Origin of the sequence: Janibacter melonis (assembly GCF_020567375.1) — a bacterium.
GTDB lineage: Bacteria > Actinomycetota > Actinomycetes > Actinomycetales > Dermatophilaceae > Marihabitans > Marihabitans melonis.
This window is the reverse complement of sequence record NZ_JAJBZM010000001.1, coordinates 47,396-64,545: the sequence shown is the minus strand read 5'-3', so window position 1 is coordinate 64,545 and position 17,150 is coordinate 47,396. Positions and strand designations below refer to the sequence as shown.

The 17,150-nt window shown below is 73.5% G+C and carries 16 protein-coding genes; 4 read left to right on the top strand and 12 right to left on the bottom strand.

The window, feature by feature from the left end:
- Nucleotides 1–5: 5 nt before the first annotated feature.
- Genes rpoZ through pyrR form a run of 11 tightly spaced genes read right to left on the bottom strand, consistent with a single transcriptional unit; the run spans nt 6 to nt 11,589 of the window.
- Nucleotides 6–362, bottom strand: a complete 357-nt coding sequence (gene rpoZ / locus LIV55_RS00305; RefSeq protein WP_068276183.1) for a DNA-directed RNA polymerase subunit omega — start codon at nt 360–362, stop codon at nt 6–8.
- A gap of 8 nt (nt 363–370) precedes the next feature.
- Entirely contained in the window at nt 371–982 is a 612-nt protein-coding gene (gene gmk, locus LIV55_RS00300) for a guanylate kinase (RefSeq protein ID WP_191562793.1), read from the bottom strand.
- On the bottom strand, nt 979–1,296 hold the full coding sequence (mihF, locus tag LIV55_RS00295) for an integration host factor, actinobacterial type (RefSeq protein ID WP_123091635.1): 318 nt from the start codon (nt 1,294–1,296) through the stop codon (nt 979–981). Before mihF ends, gmk begins: the two co-directional genes overlap by 4 nt.
- A 46-nt stretch (nt 1,297–1,342) precedes the next feature.
- A complete protein-coding gene (pyrF, locus tag LIV55_RS00290; RefSeq protein WP_191562792.1) occupies nt 1,343–2,263 on the bottom strand; it encodes an orotidine-5'-phosphate decarboxylase in 921 nt (306 codons plus the stop codon).
- Nucleotides 2,260–3,285 carry a dihydroorotate dehydrogenase gene (locus LIV55_RS00285; protein ID WP_308012850.1) on the bottom strand — a complete coding sequence of 342 codons (1,026 nt, stop codon included), beginning with the start codon at nt 3,283–3,285 and terminating at the stop codon, nt 2,260–2,262. The genes pyrF and LIV55_RS00285 overlap by 4 nt, the downstream gene beginning before the upstream one ends.
- Nucleotides 3,285–4,196 carry a dihydroorotate dehydrogenase electron transfer subunit gene (locus LIV55_RS00280; protein ID WP_229298850.1) on the bottom strand — a complete coding sequence of 304 codons (912 nt, stop codon included), beginning with the start codon at nt 4,194–4,196 and terminating at the stop codon, nt 3,285–3,287. The genes LIV55_RS00285 and LIV55_RS00280 overlap by 1 nt, the downstream gene beginning before the upstream one ends.
- On the bottom strand, nt 4,193–7,498 hold the full coding sequence (carB, locus tag LIV55_RS00275; RefSeq protein WP_229298849.1) for a carbamoyl-phosphate synthase large subunit: 3,306 nt from the start codon (nt 7,496–7,498) through the stop codon (nt 4,193–4,195). Before carB ends, LIV55_RS00280 begins: the two co-directional genes overlap by 4 nt.
- Complete coding sequence (gene carA / locus LIV55_RS00270; protein ID WP_229298848.1) at nt 7,498–8,676, bottom strand: glutamine-hydrolyzing carbamoyl-phosphate synthase small subunit; 1,179 nt, start codon at nt 8,674–8,676, stop codon at nt 7,498–7,500. Before carA ends, carB begins: the two co-directional genes overlap by 1 nt.
- Nucleotides 8,673–9,992 (bottom strand): dihydroorotase, encoded by a 1,320-nt coding sequence (locus LIV55_RS00265; protein WP_229298847.1) that lies wholly within the window; start codon nt 9,990–9,992, stop codon nt 8,673–8,675. Before LIV55_RS00265 ends, carA begins: the two co-directional genes overlap by 4 nt.
- Nucleotides 9,989–11,002: an aspartate carbamoyltransferase catalytic subunit gene (locus LIV55_RS00260; RefSeq protein ID WP_229298846.1), complete on the bottom strand. Its 1,014-nt coding sequence runs from the start codon at nt 11,000–11,002 to the stop codon at nt 9,989–9,991. The genes LIV55_RS00265 and LIV55_RS00260 overlap by 4 nt, the downstream gene beginning before the upstream one ends.
- Nucleotides 10,999–11,589 carry a bifunctional pyr operon transcriptional regulator/uracil phosphoribosyltransferase PyrR gene (gene pyrR / locus LIV55_RS00255; protein WP_068276210.1) on the bottom strand — a complete coding sequence of 197 codons (591 nt, stop codon included), beginning with the start codon at nt 11,587–11,589 and terminating at the stop codon, nt 10,999–11,001. The genes LIV55_RS00260 and pyrR overlap by 4 nt, the downstream gene beginning before the upstream one ends.
- Nucleotides 11,590–11,730: 141 nt before the next feature.
- On the opposite strand from pyrR, the gene LIV55_RS00250 reads away from it, so the two are divergent.
- The 4 genes from LIV55_RS00250 to LIV55_RS00235 all read left to right on the top strand — a co-directional run bounded on the left by LIV55_RS00250 (nt 11,731) and on the right by LIV55_RS00235 (nt 15,432).
- Entirely contained in the window at nt 11,731–12,687 is a 957-nt protein-coding gene (locus LIV55_RS00250; protein ID WP_229298845.1) for a pirin family protein, read from the top strand.
- Between the two features lie 105 nt (nt 12,688–12,792).
- Nucleotides 12,793–13,800 (top strand): methionine ABC transporter ATP-binding protein, encoded by a 1,008-nt coding sequence (locus LIV55_RS00245; RefSeq protein ID WP_443667656.1) that lies wholly within the window; start codon nt 12,793–12,795, stop codon nt 13,798–13,800.
- Nucleotides 13,797–14,498 carry a methionine ABC transporter permease gene (locus LIV55_RS00240; RefSeq protein ID WP_068276216.1) on the top strand — a complete coding sequence of 234 codons (702 nt, stop codon included), beginning with the start codon at nt 13,797–13,799 and terminating at the stop codon, nt 14,496–14,498. Before LIV55_RS00245 ends, LIV55_RS00240 begins: the two co-directional genes overlap by 4 nt.
- A gap of 85 nt (nt 14,499–14,583) precedes the next feature.
- On the top strand, nt 14,584–15,432 hold the full coding sequence (locus LIV55_RS00235; RefSeq protein WP_068276219.1) for a MetQ/NlpA family ABC transporter substrate-binding protein: 849 nt from the start codon (nt 14,584–14,586) through the stop codon (nt 15,430–15,432).
- A 36-nt stretch (nt 15,433–15,468) separates the two neighbouring features.
- Here LIV55_RS00235 and LIV55_RS00230 read toward each other — a convergent pair whose 3' ends face one another.
- Nucleotides 15,469–16,995, bottom strand: coding sequence for an AI-2E family transporter (locus tag LIV55_RS00230; RefSeq protein ID WP_225985041.1), 1,527 nt, complete (start codon nt 16,993–16,995; stop codon nt 15,469–15,471).
- Nucleotides 16,996–17,150 lie beyond the last annotated feature (155 nt).

Sequence of the window (17,150 nt, the reverse complement as noted above, 5' to 3'; positions counted from 1 at the left end):
CCCGCTCAGGCCTGGTCGGCGGGAGCGCTGCTGGTAGGAGCGCTGTCGGCGGGGGTCTCGAGCGCCGGGGCGTCCGCCACGGCGGCGCCGGACTCGTCCTGCTCGGGGGTCGGCTCGTTGGTGAGCAGGCCCTCGTTGATCTCGCGAAGGGCGATCGACAGCGGCTTCTCGTGCACCTGGGCGTCGACGAGCGGGCCGATGTACTCGAGCAGCCCCTCCTGGAGCTGGCTGTAGTAGGCGTTGATCTGACGCGCGCGCTTCGCGCCGTAGAGGACGAGGGCGTACTTGCTGTCAGCCTTCGTCAGGAGGTCGTCGATCGGCGGGTTGGTGATGCCGATGGGGTTGGCCTGGGTGCCAGACACGGGTGTCCTCACTGCTCGGGGTGGTGGTCCTTCGGTCCCGCGCGCAGGCCGGCAGAGGCCTCACGCGACGGGGATCTCATCAATGATACGAGTTCCTCGGCCGCACGCCGAACGTCGTCGTTGACGATGACCGCGTCGAACTCGCTCTGGGCGGCCAGCTCGACCTTCGCGGTCTCGAGACGCACGGCCCGCTCCTCCTCCGTCTCGGTGCCCCGGCCGACGAGCCGGGAGACGAGGTCGTCCCACGACGGGGGCGCGAGGAAGACGAACTGGGCCTCGGGCATCGACGCACGCACCTGGCGGGCGCCCTGGAGGTCGATCTCGAGCAGCGGGAGCAGGCCGTCGGCCAGCGCCTGCTCGACCGGGCCGCGCGGCGTGCCGTACGAGGCGCGGCCGTGGACGACGGCCCACTCGAGCATCTCGCCGGTCGCGACCATCTCGGCGAAGGTCTCGCCGGGCACGAAGTGGTAGTGGACGCCGTCGACCTCACCGGGTCGCGCCGGGCGCGTCGTCGCCGAGACGGAGAGCCAGACCTCGGGGTGGTGCTCGCGGATGTAGGCGGCGACGGTCCCCTTGCCGACGGCCGTCGGACCGGCCAGGACGGTCAGGCGGGCGGTCACGAGCCTTCGAACCGGGCGACGAGGGCGGCGACCTGGTGCTGGCCGAGGCCGCGCACGCGACGCGAGCGGGCGATGCCGAGCTCGTCCATGATCCGCTCCGCCTTGACCCGGCCGATGCCGGGCATCGACTCGACGAGCGCGAGCACGCGCATCTTCGCGACGGCCTCGTTGCCCCGACGGTCCTCGATGACCTCGCGGATCGACCCGCCGGAGGTCTTGAGCCGCAGACGGATCGCGGCCCGCTCGCGACGGGCCGCGGCGGCCTTCGCGAGGGCCTCGGCACGCTGCTCCGGGGTGAGGGGTGGGACGGCCACGGCGAGACTCCGATTCACGGCTGACGGACGAGGGATGGGTCGGATGCTACTCGCCGCCCGTGTCCAGGACGCCCTCGGCCACCTCGTCATCGGCGAGGTCCTCGCCGACGACCTCGGCGACCGAGGCAGCCACCGAGCGGGCGCGCGCACGAAGGGAGGCGACGTCCGGGCCGGCCGAGAGCACGTCGCGGCTGCTCGACGCGAGCACCTGCCCGAGGGCGCCGGCGAAGACCCGCCGGACGTCCGCGGCGGTCGCGCCCTGGGCCCCGAGACCGGGGGCCAGCAACGGCGCGCCGGACCCGGGCAGGTCGACCCCCAGCTCGCGCACGGCGTCGCCGACGGTGGCGCCGACGACGAGGCCGACGCTGCCCAGCTCACCCCGTGAGCGCGCGGCGGCGTTGTCCCCGGCCGCGCCCTGCGCGACACCGGCCGCGACGGAGCGACCGGCCGCGTCGCGGGCGTGCTGCACGCTGGCGCCCTCGGGGTTGGAGGTGAGCGCGAGGACGAAGACCCCGCGGCCGGTCTGCACGGCGAGGTCGATCGCGGGGCGCAGCGACTCGTAGCCGAGGTAGGGGCTGAGGGTGATCGCGTCGGCCGGCGAGGGGGCGTGCGTGCCGAGGAAGGCCTCGCCGTAGGCGTCGACCGTCGTGCCGATGTCGCCGCGCTTGACGTCGAGGACGCTCAGCGTGCCCGCGGCGCGCAGCTCGTCGAGCACGCGCTCGAGCAGGGCGACGCCCCGGCTGCCGAAGACCTCGAAGAAGGCCGACTGCGGCTTGACCGCCGCGACCGCTCCCCCGAAGGCCTCGACGCAGGTGAGGGCGAAGCGCTCGACGCCCGCGTAGTCGTAGGTGAGCCCCCACGACTCGACGAGCGAGCGGTGCGGGTCGATCCCCGCGCAGAGCGGTCCGTGCTGCGCCATCGCGGCCTGCAGCCGCGCCCCGAAGGCCGTGGTCGCTGTCTCGCTCATCCCAGTCCTCCGTCGTGGGCGATGCCGACGACGTCGGCGAGCCGGGTGATCCCACGACGCTCGAGGTCGGCGGCGAGCTCGTGCCCGACGCGCACCGGGGCGGTTGGGTCGTTGAAGGCGGCGGTGCCGACCTGGATCGCGCTCGCGCCGGCGGCGACGAGCTCGAGGGCGTCCGCCCCGGTGCGCACGCCACCGGCACCGACGACCGGCACCGTGGGGATGCGCCCGTCGCGCATCGCCGCGGTGACCTGCCAGATCGCGCGGACCGCGACGGGACGGATCGCCGGCCCGGACAGGCCGCCGGTCGTGCCCGCGAGATGGGGGCGCAGCCGGACCGGGTCGATGACGACGCCGAGCAAGGTGTTGATCATCGTCAGCCCGTGGGCACCGGCCCGCAGCACGGCCGCCGCGATCTCGGTGATGTCGGTGACGTCGGGGCTGAGCTTGGCGAGCATGGGGATGCCGCGCGGCACCTCCTCGCGCACGAGGGTGAGCACCTTGTGCGAGCTCGCCGGGTCGCACGCGAAGACGAGCCCGCGGTTGGCGACGTTCGGGCAGGAGATGTTGACCTCGATCGCCGCGACCGCCGAGGCGTAGGGCGAGCGGCACACCGTGCGCGCGACGGCGGCGAACTCGCTCGCCGTCGACCCGGCGACCGAGACGACGACCCGCGCCCCGACCGAGTGCAGCCAGGCGAGGTCGCGCTCGACGAAGGCCTGCACCCCCGGGCCCTGGAGCCCGATGCTGTTGAGCATGCCCGAGTCGGTCTCGGCCATGCGGGGCGTCCCGCGCCCGCTGACGGCACCGAGCTTGACCGACTTCGTCACGAAGGCGCCGAGCTCGGCGACGTCGACGAAGCGGTGCATCTCCCGGCCGTTGGCCGCGCAGCCGGAGGCGGTCATCATCGGGCTCGGCAGCCGCACCCCCGCGAGGTCGACGGACATGTCGACGGAGGCACCGGGGCGCTCCGTCGCGACCGGCGCGAGCTCCGGCTCGGCGTCCTCGTGGTTGTCGTGACCCATCAGCGCACCACCTCCTGAGGGGCGCCGACGGCGTCGGACGGCACGAGGCAGCGCCCGTCGACGAAGGCGTCCCACCGCACCCGGTCGCCGCGGAAGACCGGGCCCTCGACGCACGAGCGGACCATCGAGGTGACCCCGTCGTCGTCGCGCACCGGCATGACGCACGTCATGCAGATGCCGATGCCGCAGGCCATGGCCTCCTCGACCGCCACCTGGGCGACGGCGCCGTGCTCCTGCGCGATCTCGTGCAGCGAGCGCAGCATGCCCATGGGGCCGCAGCCGTAGACGACCGAGGCGCCCGTGCGCGTGATGATCTCGGGCAGGACGTCGCTCACCCACCCCTTCGTCCCGGCGGAGCCGTCGTCGGTCGTGACGCTCACGCCGTCGGCCACCCGGCGGGCCTGGACGACCCCGAAGAGCCGGTCCGCGCTCGCTGCGCCGAGGACCATCTCGACGTGGCAGCCGCGCTCGCGGAGCACCTCGGCGAGCCAGAAGAGCGGCGCCGAGCCGTACCCGCCGCCGACGAGCACGCAGGCGACCGGGGTGCTGGGCACCGGGAAGGGCCGGCCGAGCGGGCCGACGACGTTGACGTGCGCCCCGACCGCCAGCCCGACGAGCTCCTCGGTGCCGGGCCCGTGCGCGGCGACGACGACCTCGACGGTCGGGCCGTACGTGCCGCGCGGGCTCACCCGGTGGATGGAGAAGCTGCGACGCAGCAGCATCGACGAGTGCGTGCCCCCGACCGCGAGCGCGACGAAGTGCCCCGGCCGGGCGAGCTCGGGCAGCCCGGGCGCCACCACCGTCAGGTGGTGGTACGCCCCGACCCGCTGGTTGGCGATGACCTCGGCCTCGACCTGCACCACCCCGGCGCCCGGACGGGCCGCCTCGGCGCCGATCGAGCCGGTGCTCATCCCTTCGCCCCGTAGAGGTCGAGGTCGGCCGCGTGCTCCTGCAGCGGCTTGACCCGCAGCTCGCCGTGGATGCGCGCCTCGATGGCCTGGACCGCGGCGCCGAGCTGCTGCACGGTCGTGACGATCGGCTTGTCCATCGCGGTGGTCGCCGCACGGATCGCGTAGCCGTCGGCCCGCGCGTCCTGGCCCGAAGGGGTGTTGAAGACCATCTCGATCTCGCCGGCGAGGATCTGCTCGACGATGCCGGGCTCGCCCTCGGTGCGCTCGCTGTGCTTGCGGGCCACCTCGGCCTCGAGGCCGTTGCGGCGCAGCACCTCGGCGGTGCCCGCCGTCGCGACGATGGTGAAGCCGAGGTCGCGCAGACGCTTGACGGGGAAGATCATCGCCCGCTTGTCGCGGTTGGCGACGGAGACGAAGACCCGGCCCGAGGTGGGCAGCCCCGTGCTCAGCGAGCCGAGCTGGCTCTTCATGAAGGCGGCGCCGAAGTCGGTGTCGATGCCCATGACCTCGCCGGTCGAGCGCATCTCCGGGCCGAGCAGGCTGTCGACGACGTCACCCTCGCGGGTGCGGAAGCGCTTGAAGGGCAGGACCGCCTCCTTGACCGACATCGGCGCGTGGGCCGGCATCGAGCCGCCGTCGGTGTGCCGGGGCAGCATGCCCTCGTCGCGCAGCTGCGCGATGCTCGCGCCGAGCATGACGCGGGCCGCGGCCTTGGCGACCGGGACACCGGTGGCCTTGGCGACGAAGGGGACGGTGCGGCTGGCCCGCGGGTTGGCCTCGAGGACGTAGAGGACGTCCTGGGCGAGCGCGAACTGGACGTTCATCAGGCCGCGCACCCCGATCCCCTTCGCAAGGGCGAGGGTCGCCTCGCGCACGCGGCGCAGCTCGCTCTCGCCGAGGGTCGCCGGTGGCAGGGTGCAGCTGGAGTCGCCGGAGTGGATCCCGGCCTCCTCGATGTGCTCCATGATCCCGCCGAGGTACATCTCCTCGCCGTCGTAGAGCGCGTCGACGTCGATCTCGATGGCGTCGTCGAGGAAGCGGTCGACGAGGATCGGGTGCTCCGGGCTGGCGATCGCCGCGCGGGTGACGTACTCCGAGAGGGTCTCGTCGTCGTAGACGATCTCCATGCCGCGCCCGCCGAGGACGTAGCTCGGGCGCACGAGGACGGGGTAGCCGATCTCGTCGGCGATCGTCACGGCCTCGTCGGCGCTGAAGGCGGTGCCGTGCTTGGGGGCGTTGAGCCCGGCCTCGGCGAGCACGCGGCCGAAGTGGCCTCGGTCCTCGGCGAGGTCGATGGCCTCCGGCGAGGTGCCGACGACCGGCACGCCCTCGTCCTTGAGCGCCTGCGCCAGGCCGAGCGGGGTCTGCCCGCCGAGCTGGACGATGACGCCGGCGACGGGCCCGGCCTGGGTCTCCGCGTGGATGACCTCGAGGACGTCCTCGAGGGTCAGCGGCTCGAAGTACAGCCGGCTGCTCGTGTCGTAGTCGGTCGAGACCGTCTCGGGGTTGCAGTTGACCATCACCGTGTCGTAGCCGGCCTCGCGCAGGGCGAAGCTCGCGTGGACGCAGGAGTAGTCGAACTCGACGCCCTGGCCGATCCGGTTCGGCCCCGAGCCGAGGATGATGACGGCCTCGCGCTCGCGGGGCTCGACCTCGTCCTCCTCGTCGTAGGCGGAGTAGTAGTACGGCGTGCGGGCGGCGAACTCCGCCGCGCACGTGTCGACCGTCTTGTACACCGGGCGCACGCCGAGGGCGTGGCGCACGCCGCGCACGACCTGCTCGGGCATCCGGCGCAGACGGGCGACCTGGCCGTCGGAGAAGCCGTGGCGCTTGGCCTCGGCGAGCACCTCGGCGGTCAGCTGGTCGGCGTCGTGGACCTCCTGCGCGACCTCGTTGATGAGGGCGATCTGGTCGAGGAACCACGGGTCGATCTTCGTCGCGTCGTGGACCTCCTCGACGCCGCAGCCGGCGCGCATCGCCTGCTGGACGAGGACGAGACGGCCGTCGGTGGGCGTGCGCGCCTCGTCGAGCATCTCGCGCCCGCGCTCGAGGCTGGGCTGGTCGCCGTCCCAGTGGAAGGCGGCGCCCGAGCGCTCCATCGAGCGCAGCGCCTTCTGCAGCGCCTCGGTGAAGCAGCGCCCGATCGACATCGCCTCGCCGACGGACTTCATCGTCGTCGTGAGCGTGGGGTCGGCCGCCGGGAACTTCTCGAAGGCGAAGCGCGGCACCTTGACGACGACGTAGTCGAGCGAGGGCTCGAAGGAGGCCGGCGTCTCGGCGGTGATGTCGTTGGGGACCTCGTCGAGGGTGTAGCCGATGGCCATCTTCGCCGCGATCTTGGCGATGGGGAAGCCGGTCGCCTTGCTCGCCAGCGCCGAGGAGCGCGAGACGCGGGGGTTCATCTCGATGACGATGACCCGGCCGTCGGCGGGGTTGACGGCGAACTGGATGTTGCAGCCACCGGTCTCGACGCCGACCTCGCGGATGACGGCGATGCCGATGTCGCGCAGGCGCTGGTACTCGCGGTCGGTGAGCGTGAGGGCGGGCGCGACGGTGATGGAGTCACCGGTGTGCACGCCCATGGGGTCGAGGTTCTCGATCGAGCACACGACGACGACGTTGTCGGCGTGGTCGCGCATGACCTCGAGCTCGTACTCCTTCCAGCCGAGGATCGACTCCTCGAGGAGGACCTCGGTGACCGGGCTGTACTGCAGGCCGGCACCGGCGATGCGGCGCAGGTCGGTCTCGTCGTAGGCGAAGCCGGAGCCGAGGCCGCCCATGGTGAAGGACGGGCGCACGACGACGGGGTAGCCCCCGAGGCCGTCGACGGCCGCGAGGCACTCGTCCATCGTGTGGCAGATCTGCGAGCGGGCGGACTCGCCGCCGACGCGCTCGACGACCCCCTTGAAGCGCTCGCGGTCCTCGCCGAGCTCGATGGCCTCGACGTTGGCGCCGATGAGCGGGCAGCCGTAGCGCTCGAGGACGCCCGCGTCGTGCAGGGCGATCGCGGTGTTGAGGGCGGTCTGGCCGCCGAGGGTGGCCAGGACCGCGTCGGGGCGCTCGCGCTCGATGATCGCCTCGACGACCTCGGGCGTGATCGGCTCGACGTAGGTCGCGTCGGCGAACTCGGGGTCGGTCATGATCGTCGCCGGGTTGGAGTTGACGAGGATGACGCGGATGCCCTCCTCGCGCAGGACGCGGCAGGCCTGGGTGCCGGAGTAGTCGAACTCGCAGGCCTGACCGATGACGATCGGGCCGGAGCCGATGACGAGGACGCTGCGGATGTCGTCGCGCTTGGGCATCAGGCGTGGGTCTCCTGGTCGGTGGTGGGGGTGGCGTCGCCGCTCGAGCTCAGCAGGTCGACGAAGCGGTCGAAGAGGTAGGCCGCGTCGTGCGGGCCGGCGGCCGCCTCGGGGTGGTACTGGACGGAGAAGGCGCGCAGGTCGCCCTCCGGGGAGCGCAGCTCCAGGCCCTCGACGACGTCGTCGTTGAGGCAGACGTGGCTCACGGTGGCCGAGCCGAAGGGGGTGTCCGTCGCCCCGTCGAGGGGGGCGTCGACGGCGAAGCCGTGGTTGTGCGCCGTCACCTCGACCTTGCCGGTCGAGCGGTCCATGACCGGCTGGTTGATGCCGCGGTGGCCGTACTTGAGCTTGTAGGTGCCGAAGCCCAGCGCCCGGCCGAAGAGCTGGTTGCCGAAGCAGATCCCGAAGTACGGGATCCCCGCGTCGAGCACCTCGCGGAGCAGCTCGATCTCGTGGGTGGCCGCGGCGGGGTCGCCGGGCCCGTTGGAGAAGAAGACCCCGTCGGGCGCGATCTCACGGACCCGCTCGAAGGGGGTCGTCGCGGGCAGGACGTGGACCTCCATGCCGCGCTGCGCCATGAGCTCGGGGGTCATCGACTTGATGCCGAGGTCGATCGCCGCGACGGTGAAGCGCTTCTCCCCCTTCGCCTCGACGACGTAGGGCTCGGCGGTCGCGACCTCGGCGGCCAGGGCCGCGCCGGTCATCTGCGGCGCGTCCTGGACGCGCTGCAGCAGCTCCTCGGTGCCGGCGAGGGAGTCGCCGGAGAAGATGCCGACGCGCATCGCGCCACGCTCGCGCAGGTGCCGGGTCAGGGCGCGGGTGTCGATGCCGCTGATGCCGACGACGCCCTGCGTCGCGAGCTCGTCGCCGAGGCTGCGGCGGCTGCGCCAGCTGCTCGGGCGGATCGCGGGGTCGCGCACGACGTAGCCGCTCACCCAGATCCGGGTGGACTCGTCGTCCTCGTCGTTCCAGCCGGTGTTGCCGACGTGCGGGGCCGTCATGACGACGACCTGGCGGTGGTAGCTCGGGTCGGTGAGGGTCTCCTGGTAGCCGGTCATGCCGGTGGAGAAGACGGCCTCGCCGACGGTCTCGCCCGCCGCGCCGTAGGCGTCGCCGGCGAAGGTGCGGCCGTCCTCGAGGACGAGGAGGGCGGGCTGCCGGTCGGTACGGGTCGTCATGCGGTCACCTTCGTGGTCGTGCGGTCGGGACTGGTGCGGGTGAGCGCACCGCGCAGCACCGTCGCGACGACGGAGCCGGTGAGGGTGCGCCCGTGGAAGGGCGTGTTGCGCGAGAGCGAGGCCGTCGCGGCACGGTCGACGGTGACCGTGGCGCCCGGGTCGACGAGCGCGAGGTGCGCCGGCGCCCCGACGACGAGCTCGCCGCCGTGCTCGGCGAGACCGGCGATGCGGGCCGGTGCGCTCGACATGACGCGGGCCAGGCTCGCGAGGTCCATGCTCCCCTGGCGCACCATGACGTCGTGGACGACCGCGAAGGCGGTCTCCAGCCCGGTCATCCCGAAGGCGGCGTCGACGAAGGCGTGCTCCTTGTCGTGCCGGGCGTGCGGGGCGTGGTCGGTGGCGACGGCGTCGATCGTGCCGTCGGCCAGGCCCTCGCGCAGCGCCGCGACGTCCTCGTCGGGGCGCAGCGGCGGGTTGACCTTGTACACGGGGTCGTAGCCGCTCAGCAGGTCGGTCGTCAGCAGCAGGTGGTGCGGCGTGACCTCAGCGGTCATCCGGGCGCCGCGGGCCTTGGCCCAGCGCACGACCTCGAGGCCCTCGGCGGTCGAGACGTGGGCGACGTGCACCCGGCTGCCGGTGAGGAGCGCGAGCTGGGCGTCGCGGGCGATGATGCTCGCCTCGGCCGCCGCCGGCCAGCCGGGCAGCCCGAGCCGTCCGGACAGCTCGCCCTCGTGGCAGCACGCCGACGCCCCGGCGAGCTCCGGGTCCTGGCTGTGCTGCGAGACGACGCCGTCGAAGGCGCGGACGTACTCGAGCGCGCGACGCATGACGCGGGCGTCGGCGACGCACCGCCCGTCGTCGGAGAAGACGGTGACACCGGCGCGGGAGCGGTGCATCAGGCCGAGCTCGGCGAGCTCGTGGCCGTCGAGCCCCTTCGTCACCGCGCCGATCGGCTGGACGTCGACGAGACCGGCCGCGCGGCCGAGGTCGAGGACGCGCTCGGCGGCCTCGGCGGTGTCGGTGACCGGCGAGGTGTTGGCCATGGCGAGGATCGCCGTGAAGCCGCCCGCGGCGGCCGCGGCGGACCCGGTCGCGATCGTCTCGGCGTCCTCGCGTCCCGGCTCGCGCAGGTGGGTGTGCAGGTCGACCAGGCCCGGCAGGACGTGCAGGCCGTCGGCGTCGAGCACCTCGACGTCCTCCGCGGCCCGCGCGGCCTCACCGGCCCGGGCTCCGAGGGCGGCGATGCGGCCGTCCTCGACGAAGAGGTCCTGGGCGGGGCCGTCGAGCAGACGGGCCCCTGTGACGAGCAGGCTCATGCCGCAGCCCCCTTCGAGGCTCGTCCCTCGCGCCTCAGGACATCGCCCTCTCCCGAGGCCAGCAGGTGGTACAGGACGCTCATCCGCACCGCGACACCGGCGCTCACCTGGTCGAGGACGAGCGAGCTCGCCGCGTCGGCGGCGTCGGCCGCGATCTCCAGACCGCGGTTCATCGGGCCCGGGTGGCAGATGACGCCCTCCGGGCTGGCCGCGGTGAAGGTCGCGAGGCGGTCGCGGGTCAGGCCGTAGCCGACGGTGTACTCGCGCGGCGTCGGGAAGTACCCGCCGCTCATCCGCTCGTGCTGCACGCGCAGCATCATGAGCACGTCGGGCACGGGGGCGTGCGTCCCGGCGAGCACCGCGTCGAGGTCGTGGCTCAGCGCGAAGCCGTCGCGCTCGGCCCACGCCCGGGCCCCGCTCGGCATGAGCGTCGGCGGGGCGACGACGGTGACGCGGGCGCCGAGCAGGCGCAGGCTCACGAGGTTGGAGCGGAAGACCCGGCTGTGGGTGACGTCGCCGACGATCGCGACGTGGCGCCCCTCGAGCGAGCCGAGCCGCTGCTCGACCGTGTACGCGTCGAGCAGTGCCTGGGTCGGGTGCTCGTGCGTGCCGTCGCCGGCGTTGATGACGCTCGTCCCGGTGCCGAGCTCGTCGAGCCAGCGGGCGACCTGGTGGGCCGCCCCGGAGGCGTGGTGGCGCATGACGATGGCGTCGACGCCCATCGAGGCGATGGTCATCGTCGTGTCGCGCAGCGACTCGCCCTTGCTCGTCGAGGAGCCCTTGCCGGTGATGTTGATCGTGTCGGCCGACATCCACTTGCCCGCGATCTCGAAGGAGGAGCGGGTCCGGGTGCTGTCCTCGAAGAAGAGGTTGATGACGGTCCGGCCGCGCAGGGTAGGGATCTTCTTGACCTCGCGGCGCTGCACCAGGTGCATCTCGGCGGCCGTGTCGAGCAGCTCTCGCACGCCCGCGGTGTCGAGGTCGGCGACGGACAGCAGGTGACGGGTCATCGGGCTCCTCCTCGGATCGTCACGGAGTCGGCGACGCCGTCGTACCCGCGCAGCCGGACGGCGACGCGCTCGGTGTGCGAGGTCGGCAGGTTCTTGCCGACGTGGTCGGCCCGGATCGGCAGCTCGCGGTGGCCGCGGTCGACGAGCGCGGCGAGACGCACGGTGCGCGGCCGGCCGTAGTCGGCGAGCGCGTCGAGCGCCGCACGCACGGTGCGCCCCGAGTACAGGACGTCGTCGACGAGCACGACGGTGCGCCCGTCGATGCCGCCGGCGGGGATCTGGGTCTGGGCCGGGGCGCGGGTCGGCTGGGCGCGCAGGTCGTCGCGGTACATCGTCACGTCCAGCGAGCCGCAGGCCACGGGGCTGCCCTCGACCTCGGTGACGAGCGCGGCGAGCCGGCGGGCCAGCTCGACGCCGCGGCTGGGGATGCCGAGCAGGACGAGACCCTCGGCCCCGCGGTTGTGCTCGATGATCTCGTGCGCGATGCGCTTGAGGGCCCGGGCGACGTCGTCCTCGGAGAGGACCTCGCGGCCGTCGGGGGGTCCGGGGTCGCTCGCCGGACCGGGTCGTGCGGTGTCAGGACACATCAGTGCCTCAGACCTCCTTGCCTGCCTCACAGGACAGCGGTTAAAGGATGTCGGTCGCGAGCCACTCTAGGACGTCCGGGGCCCTGCCCACGACCTGGTCCGGATCGAGGGACGCCCGGGCCCGGGGCCTACCCTGACGACATGGCAGGCGAGGACGAGACGGGGCACGTCCAGGTGCTCGCGGGCCGCGAGGTCCCCCTGGGCGGCCAGCGCGCCCTCACCGTGCGCCGCACGCTCCCCCACCGCGACCGCTCCTTCGTCGGGGCGTGGTGCTTCGTCGACCACTACGGCCCGGTCCCCGTCGGGCCCGGGGAGCGCGTCATGGACGTGCCCCCGCACCCGCACACCGGCCTGCAGACCGTGTCCTGGCTCTTCGAGGGCGTCGTGCAGCACGACGACAGCGCCGGTGTGAGCGCCCGGGTCCTGCCCGGCGAGGTCAACCTCATGACCGCCGGGTCCGGCATCGCCCACTCCGAGGTGAGCACCGACGAGTCGCAGCGCCTCCACGGCGTCCAGCTCTGGGTCGCCCTGCCCGACGCCGACCGGCACGGCGGGCGCGGCTTCGAGCACCACGCCCCGGAGGCGGTCCCGCTGCCCGGCGGCGCCGGCACGGCGCTCGTCTTCCTCGGCACCCTGCCCGGCGTCGACGTCTCCCCCGTGCGCACGAGCACCCCGCTGCTCGGCGCCCAGCTCGACCTCGCCCCGGGTGCCGCGCTCGACCTCGCCGTCGACCCCGCCTTCGAGCACGGCGTGCTCCTCGACGAGGGCGAGGTGGGCGTCGACGGGGTCGCGCTCTCGCCCGCCGACCTGGCCTGCCTCGACCCGGGCCCCCGCTCGGTGCGTCTCGTCGCCGGCGACAGCGGTGCCCGGCTCGTCCTCATCGGCGGCACCCCCTTCGAGGAGGAGGTCGTCATGTGGTGGAACTTCGTCGGGCGCACCCACGACGAGGTCGTCGCCTACCGCGAGGCCTACGAGGCGGGCTCGGAGCAGTTCGGCACCGTCCCGGGGTACGACGGCGAGCGCACGCGCATCCCGGCACCCCCGCTGCCCCCCGTACGACTGCGGGCGAGGAACCGCCGGGGCCGTCTGCCCGCCTGAGCACCACCTCCGCGGCGCCGCGCGGCGGGCACCTCCCGACGTCCACCCACGGACGAGCGGACGTGTCAACCCCCGATTTGGTTCTGGAACCCATAACGCCGCATTATGTCTCTCGTGATCGAGACACCCACGCCGAGCCCGACGCCGCTGCTGCGGCTGCGGTCCCTGAGCAAGAGCTTTCGCACCCGGGCCGGGGAGGTCCGTGCGCTCGACGACATCGACCTCACCGTCGACCGCGGCTCCATCCACGGGATCATCGGCCGCTCCGGCGCCGGCAAGTCCACCCTCATCCGCACGATCACCGGTCTGGAGACGCCGACCTCCGGTCACGTCGACCTCGACGGCACGGACGTCGCCGGGCTGCGGGGCGGTGAGCTGCGCGCCTTCCGCCGGCGCTTCGGCATGGTCTTCCAGCACGCGAACCTGCTCTCCTCGCGCACCGCGGCGCAGAACATCGCCCTCCCCCTCGAGATCGCCGGCCGTCCGGCGGCCGAGCGGGCCACGCGGGTCGCCGAGCTGCTCGACCTCGTCGGCCTGGAGGGCCGCGGTGACAGCTACCCCGCGCAGCTCTCCGGCGGGCAGCAGCAACGCGTCGGCATCGCCCGCGCGCTCGCCACCCGGCCCGACATCCTCATCTGCGACGAGCCCACCTCGGCGCTCGACTCCGCGACCACCCGCTCGGTGCTCGCGCTGCTGTCCGACCTGCGCGACGAGCTCGGCATCACCGTCGTCGTCATCACCCACGAGCCCTCCGTCGTGCGCGAGATCTGCGACGTCGTCACCGTGCTCCAGGACGGCCGGGTCACCGAGAGCGGTCCCATCGCCGCGCTCGCCGCCGACCCCGCCACCCAGGTCCACCGCGACCTGCTGCCCCTGCCCGTGCCCGCGGCCGACGAGGCCGACCGCGTCGTCGAGGTCACCCTCGGGCACGGCGGGCCCGACGAGCTCGAGCAGGCCCTCACCACCCTGCGCGCCGCGGGCATGCCCGCGCGCGTCCACGCCGCGACGATCGAGACGATCGACGACGTCACCCTCGGCCGGGCTCGCCTGCTGCTGCCCGTCGGCAGCGACCGCGACCTCGCCGAGCGCACCCTGCAGGAGGCCCGGGCATGACCCCCGCTCTCGCCCTCGTCCCGCTCGAGGACGGCCGCTGGCTCGACAACCCCGTCATCCGCGAGGGGCTGCTCACCGCGACGTGGGAGACCCTCGCGATGACCGGTGTCGCCGCGCTGCTCACCGCGCTCGTCGGCATCCCCGTCGGCGTGCTGCTCCACCAGACCTCGCCGGGCGGGATCAGCCCGAGCCCCGCGGTCCACCGGGCCGTCGGCGCGGTCGTCAACGTCGGCCGCTCGTTGCCCTTCCTCATCCTCATGATCTCGATCATCCCGCTCACCCGGCTCCTCGTCGGGACGACCGTGGGCTGGCAGGCCGCGTGCGTGCCGCTGACGATCGGGGCCATCCCCTTCTACGCCCGGCTCGTCGAGACCTCTCTGCGCGAGGTGAGCGGCGGGACCGTCGAGGCCGCGACGATGATGGGCGCCACCCGCTGGGAGCTCACCCGCAAGGTGCTCCTCGCCGAGGCCCGCCCCGGGCTCGTCGCCGGCATGACGACGACCGTCATCGCGCTCATCGGCTACACCGCGATGGCCGGCGCGATCGGCGCCGGTGGTCTCGGCGCCGTCGCCATGACGTACGGCTACAACCGCTTCGAGTCCGACGTGATGATCGCCTGCGTCGTCCTGCTCCTCGTGCTCGTCCAGCTCGTCCAGATGCTCGGCGACGCGCTCGCCCGCCGGGTCGACCACCGCTGACCTGCCCCGGCCCCCGGGCCGGGCTCCCGGGACGCAGCGCCGCGTCCACCCCTTCGCCACACCCATCTCCTCGAAAGGCACGACGATGACCGCCTCCCGCACCACCCGCCTGCTCGCCCTGACCGCCGGCGCCGCTCTGGCGCTCAGCGCCTGCGGCGCGGGCAGCGACGACGCCGAGGGCCCGGCCGCCGGCTCCGACGGCGTCACGACGCTCACCGTCGGCGCGAGCTCGACCCCGCACGCGAAGATCCTCGAGTACGTCGACGAGGAGCTCGCCCCCGACGCGAAGCTCGACCTCGACATCACCGTCTTCGACGACTACGTCCAGCCCAACGTCCAGCTCTCCGAGGGCACGCTCGACGCGAACTACTTCCAGCACCTGCCGTACTACGAGGCGCAGGTCAAGGACCGCGGCTACGACTTCGCGCACTTCGAGGGCATCCACTACGAGCCCTTCGCGCTGTACAGCACCTCGGTCGAGGACGTGAAGGACCTGCCCGACGGCGCCCAGATCGGCATCAACAACGACCCGTCGAACCAGGGCCGCGCGCTCCAGCTGCTCGCCGACGCCGACCTCATCACGCTCAAGGACGGGGTCGACGCGACGTCGGCCACGCTCTACGACGTCGACGAGAACCCGAAGAACCTCGAGTTCAAGCAGACCGACCCGGCCCAGCTCGTGCGCTCGCTCGACGACCTCGACGCCTCGGTCATCAACGGCAACTACGCCATCGAGGCCGACCTCAGCCCGACGAAGGACGCCCTGCTCGTCGAGAAGGCCGAGGGCAACGTCTACGCGAACTTCCTCACCGTGCAGGCCGGCCAGGAGGACAACCCGGCCCTCAAGGAGCTCGACACCCTGCTGCACTCCCCCGAGGTGAAGAAGTACATCGAGGACACCTGGTCCGACGGCTCGGTGCTCCCGGCCTACTGAGCTCCCGGCCTGCTGAGCTCCCGGCCTGCTCAGCCGCTAGCTGCTCGCGCCGGACCCCGCGCGGCTCTCGTCCTCGCGCCAGGCCGCGCGGGCCGAGCGCACCGTGCGGGCCAGCCGCGAGCCGACGCCCGACCGACCCCGACGACCCTCGTCCTGGGCCTCACGCGCTGACGTGAGCTCCTCGGCGAGGGTCGTCGCGTCGGGCTGGTCGACGTAGCCCGCCGCGGCGAGCTCGCCCTGACGCGCGGAGATCTCTCCGTCCTTGGTGGCCACGGGCACCTCGTCGGCATGGAGGTCGCCGGTGCGCAGGTCGACCTGCTCGCTGATGTAGCGCATGACGACCGCGACGGTCGCGATGACGGGCACGGCGAGGAAGGCCCCGACGATGCCGAAGAGCGTGCTGCCCGCGGCGACGGCGAGGAGGATGACGCCGGCGTGCAGCTGCATCGAGCGCCCCTGGAGCAGCGGCTGCAGGACGTTGCCCTCGAGCTGCTGGACGGCCAGGACGATGGCGAGCACGACGAGCGCGGTAGTCAGGCCCTGCGAGACGAGCGCGACGAGGACGGCGAGCGCGCCCGCGGTCACCGCACCGATGATCGGCACGAAGCCGCCGAAGAAGGTGAGGACGGCGAGCGCGAAGGCGAGCGGCACCTGCATGACGACGAGCCCGGTGCCGATGAGCACGGCGTCGACCGCCGAGACGATGGCCTGGGTGCGGATGAAGCCGCTCAGGGTGTTCCACGACCGGACCGAGACCTCGGTGAGGTGGCGCCCGGCGGTGCGGCCGGAGACGCGGCGCACGAAGGGGAGGAAGTTCGGCCCGTCCTTGAGGAAGAAGAAGACGAGGACGAGGACGAGGGCCAGGGTGACGAGGGCGTTGCCGACGACGCTCACCCCGGTGAAGACGCCGGACGCGATGTCGCCCGAGCGCGCCCGCAGCCACTCCTGGGCCTGCGAGACCAGCTCGTCGACCGTCGTGCTGTCGACGTTGAAGGGCGGGGCGCCGAGCCGGTCCTGCAGCTCGGTGAGCCCGCCGCTCGCGGCGCTCGCGACCTCGCCGGACTGGTCGACGAGCGAGGGCGCGATGGCCGCGATGACGCCGGCGAAGACCGCCAGCGAGCCGAGCAGCACGATGATGGCCGACAGCGCCGCCGGCACCCCGTGCCGACGCAGCCAGGCGGTCGGGGGCCACAGGACGGTCGTGACGAGCAGCGCGAGGACGAGCGGGAAGACCCCCACCCACACCCGGCCGAGCAGGTAGAGGAAGCCGGCGAGCGCGAGGACGACGACGATGCCGCGCACGGACCAGCGGGCGAGGGCTGCGAGCCCCTGGCCGATGATCACCCCGCGGTCGACGCCGCGGTTGGTCGTGTCCTCCATGCCCGGCAGGGGCGGGCGCTCGGTGCCGGGCGCGGCCATCGAGCGGGTCCGCTCCCCCGCCGTCGCCGCGACCGCGGTGTCGGCGGCGAGATCCGGTGCCCCGGGGTTGCGGCGGGTCTCGTCGTCGGGCGTGGTCTCGGTGACGTCGTCACCGTCGTGCTCGGTGGCCCGGTGGGCTCCCATGCGTGCTCCTCGTCGGGTCGGTAGGTCCAGCATGCGCCAGCGCGGTGCCGGGACGCGGCGCCGGCCCCCCCCCGCGCGGGGGGGGGGGGCGGGGGGGGGGGGGGGGGGGCCCCCCGGGGGGGGGCGCCCCGCCCGCGGGGGGGGGGGCTGTGCGC

Excerpts from the sequence above, each read along its gene's own strand:
- pyrF (WP_191562792.1), bottom strand. The coding sequence starts at position 2,263 with ATGAGCGAGACAGCGACCACGGCCTTCGGGGCGCGGCTGCAGGCCGCG.
- LIV55_RS00285 (WP_308012850.1), bottom strand. The coding sequence starts at position 3,285 with ATGGGTCACGACAACCACGAGGACGCCGAGCCGGAGCTCGCGCCGGTC.
- LIV55_RS00280 (WP_229298850.1), bottom strand. The coding sequence starts at position 4,196 with ATGAGCACCGGCTCGATCGGCGCCGAGGCGGCCCGTCCGGGCGCCGGG.
- carB (WP_229298849.1), bottom strand. The coding sequence starts at position 7,498 with ATGCCCAAGCGCGACGACATCCGCAGCGTCCTCGTCATCGGCTCCGGC.
- carA (WP_229298848.1), bottom strand. The coding sequence starts at position 8,676 with ATGACGACCCGTACCGACCGGCAGCCCGCCCTCCTCGTCCTCGAGGAC.
- LIV55_RS00265 (WP_229298847.1), bottom strand. The coding sequence starts at position 9,992 with ATGAGCCTGCTCGTCACAGGGGCCCGTCTGCTCGACGGCCCCGCCCAG.
- LIV55_RS00260 (WP_229298846.1), bottom strand. The coding sequence starts at position 11,002 with ATGACCCGTCACCTGCTGTCCGTCGCCGACCTCGACACCGCGGGCGTG.
- pyrR (WP_068276210.1), bottom strand. The coding sequence starts at position 11,589 with ATGTGTCCTGACACCGCACGACCCGGTCCGGCGAGCGACCCCGGACCC.
- LIV55_RS00250 (WP_229298845.1), top strand. The coding sequence starts at position 11,731 with ATGGCAGGCGAGGACGAGACGGGGCACGTCCAGGTGCTCGCGGGCCGC.
- LIV55_RS00245 (WP_443667656.1), top strand. The coding sequence starts at position 12,793 with ATGTCTCTCGTGATCGAGACACCCACGCCGAGCCCGACGCCGCTGCTG.
- LIV55_RS00240 (WP_068276216.1), top strand. The coding sequence starts at position 13,797 with ATGACCCCCGCTCTCGCCCTCGTCCCGCTCGAGGACGGCCGCTGGCTC.
- LIV55_RS00235 (WP_068276219.1), top strand. The coding sequence starts at position 14,584 with ATGACCGCCTCCCGCACCACCCGCCTGCTCGCCCTGACCGCCGGCGCC.
- LIV55_RS00230 (WP_225985041.1), bottom strand. The coding sequence starts at position 16,995 with ATGGGAGCCCACCGGGCCACCGAGCACGACGGTGACGACGTCACCGAG.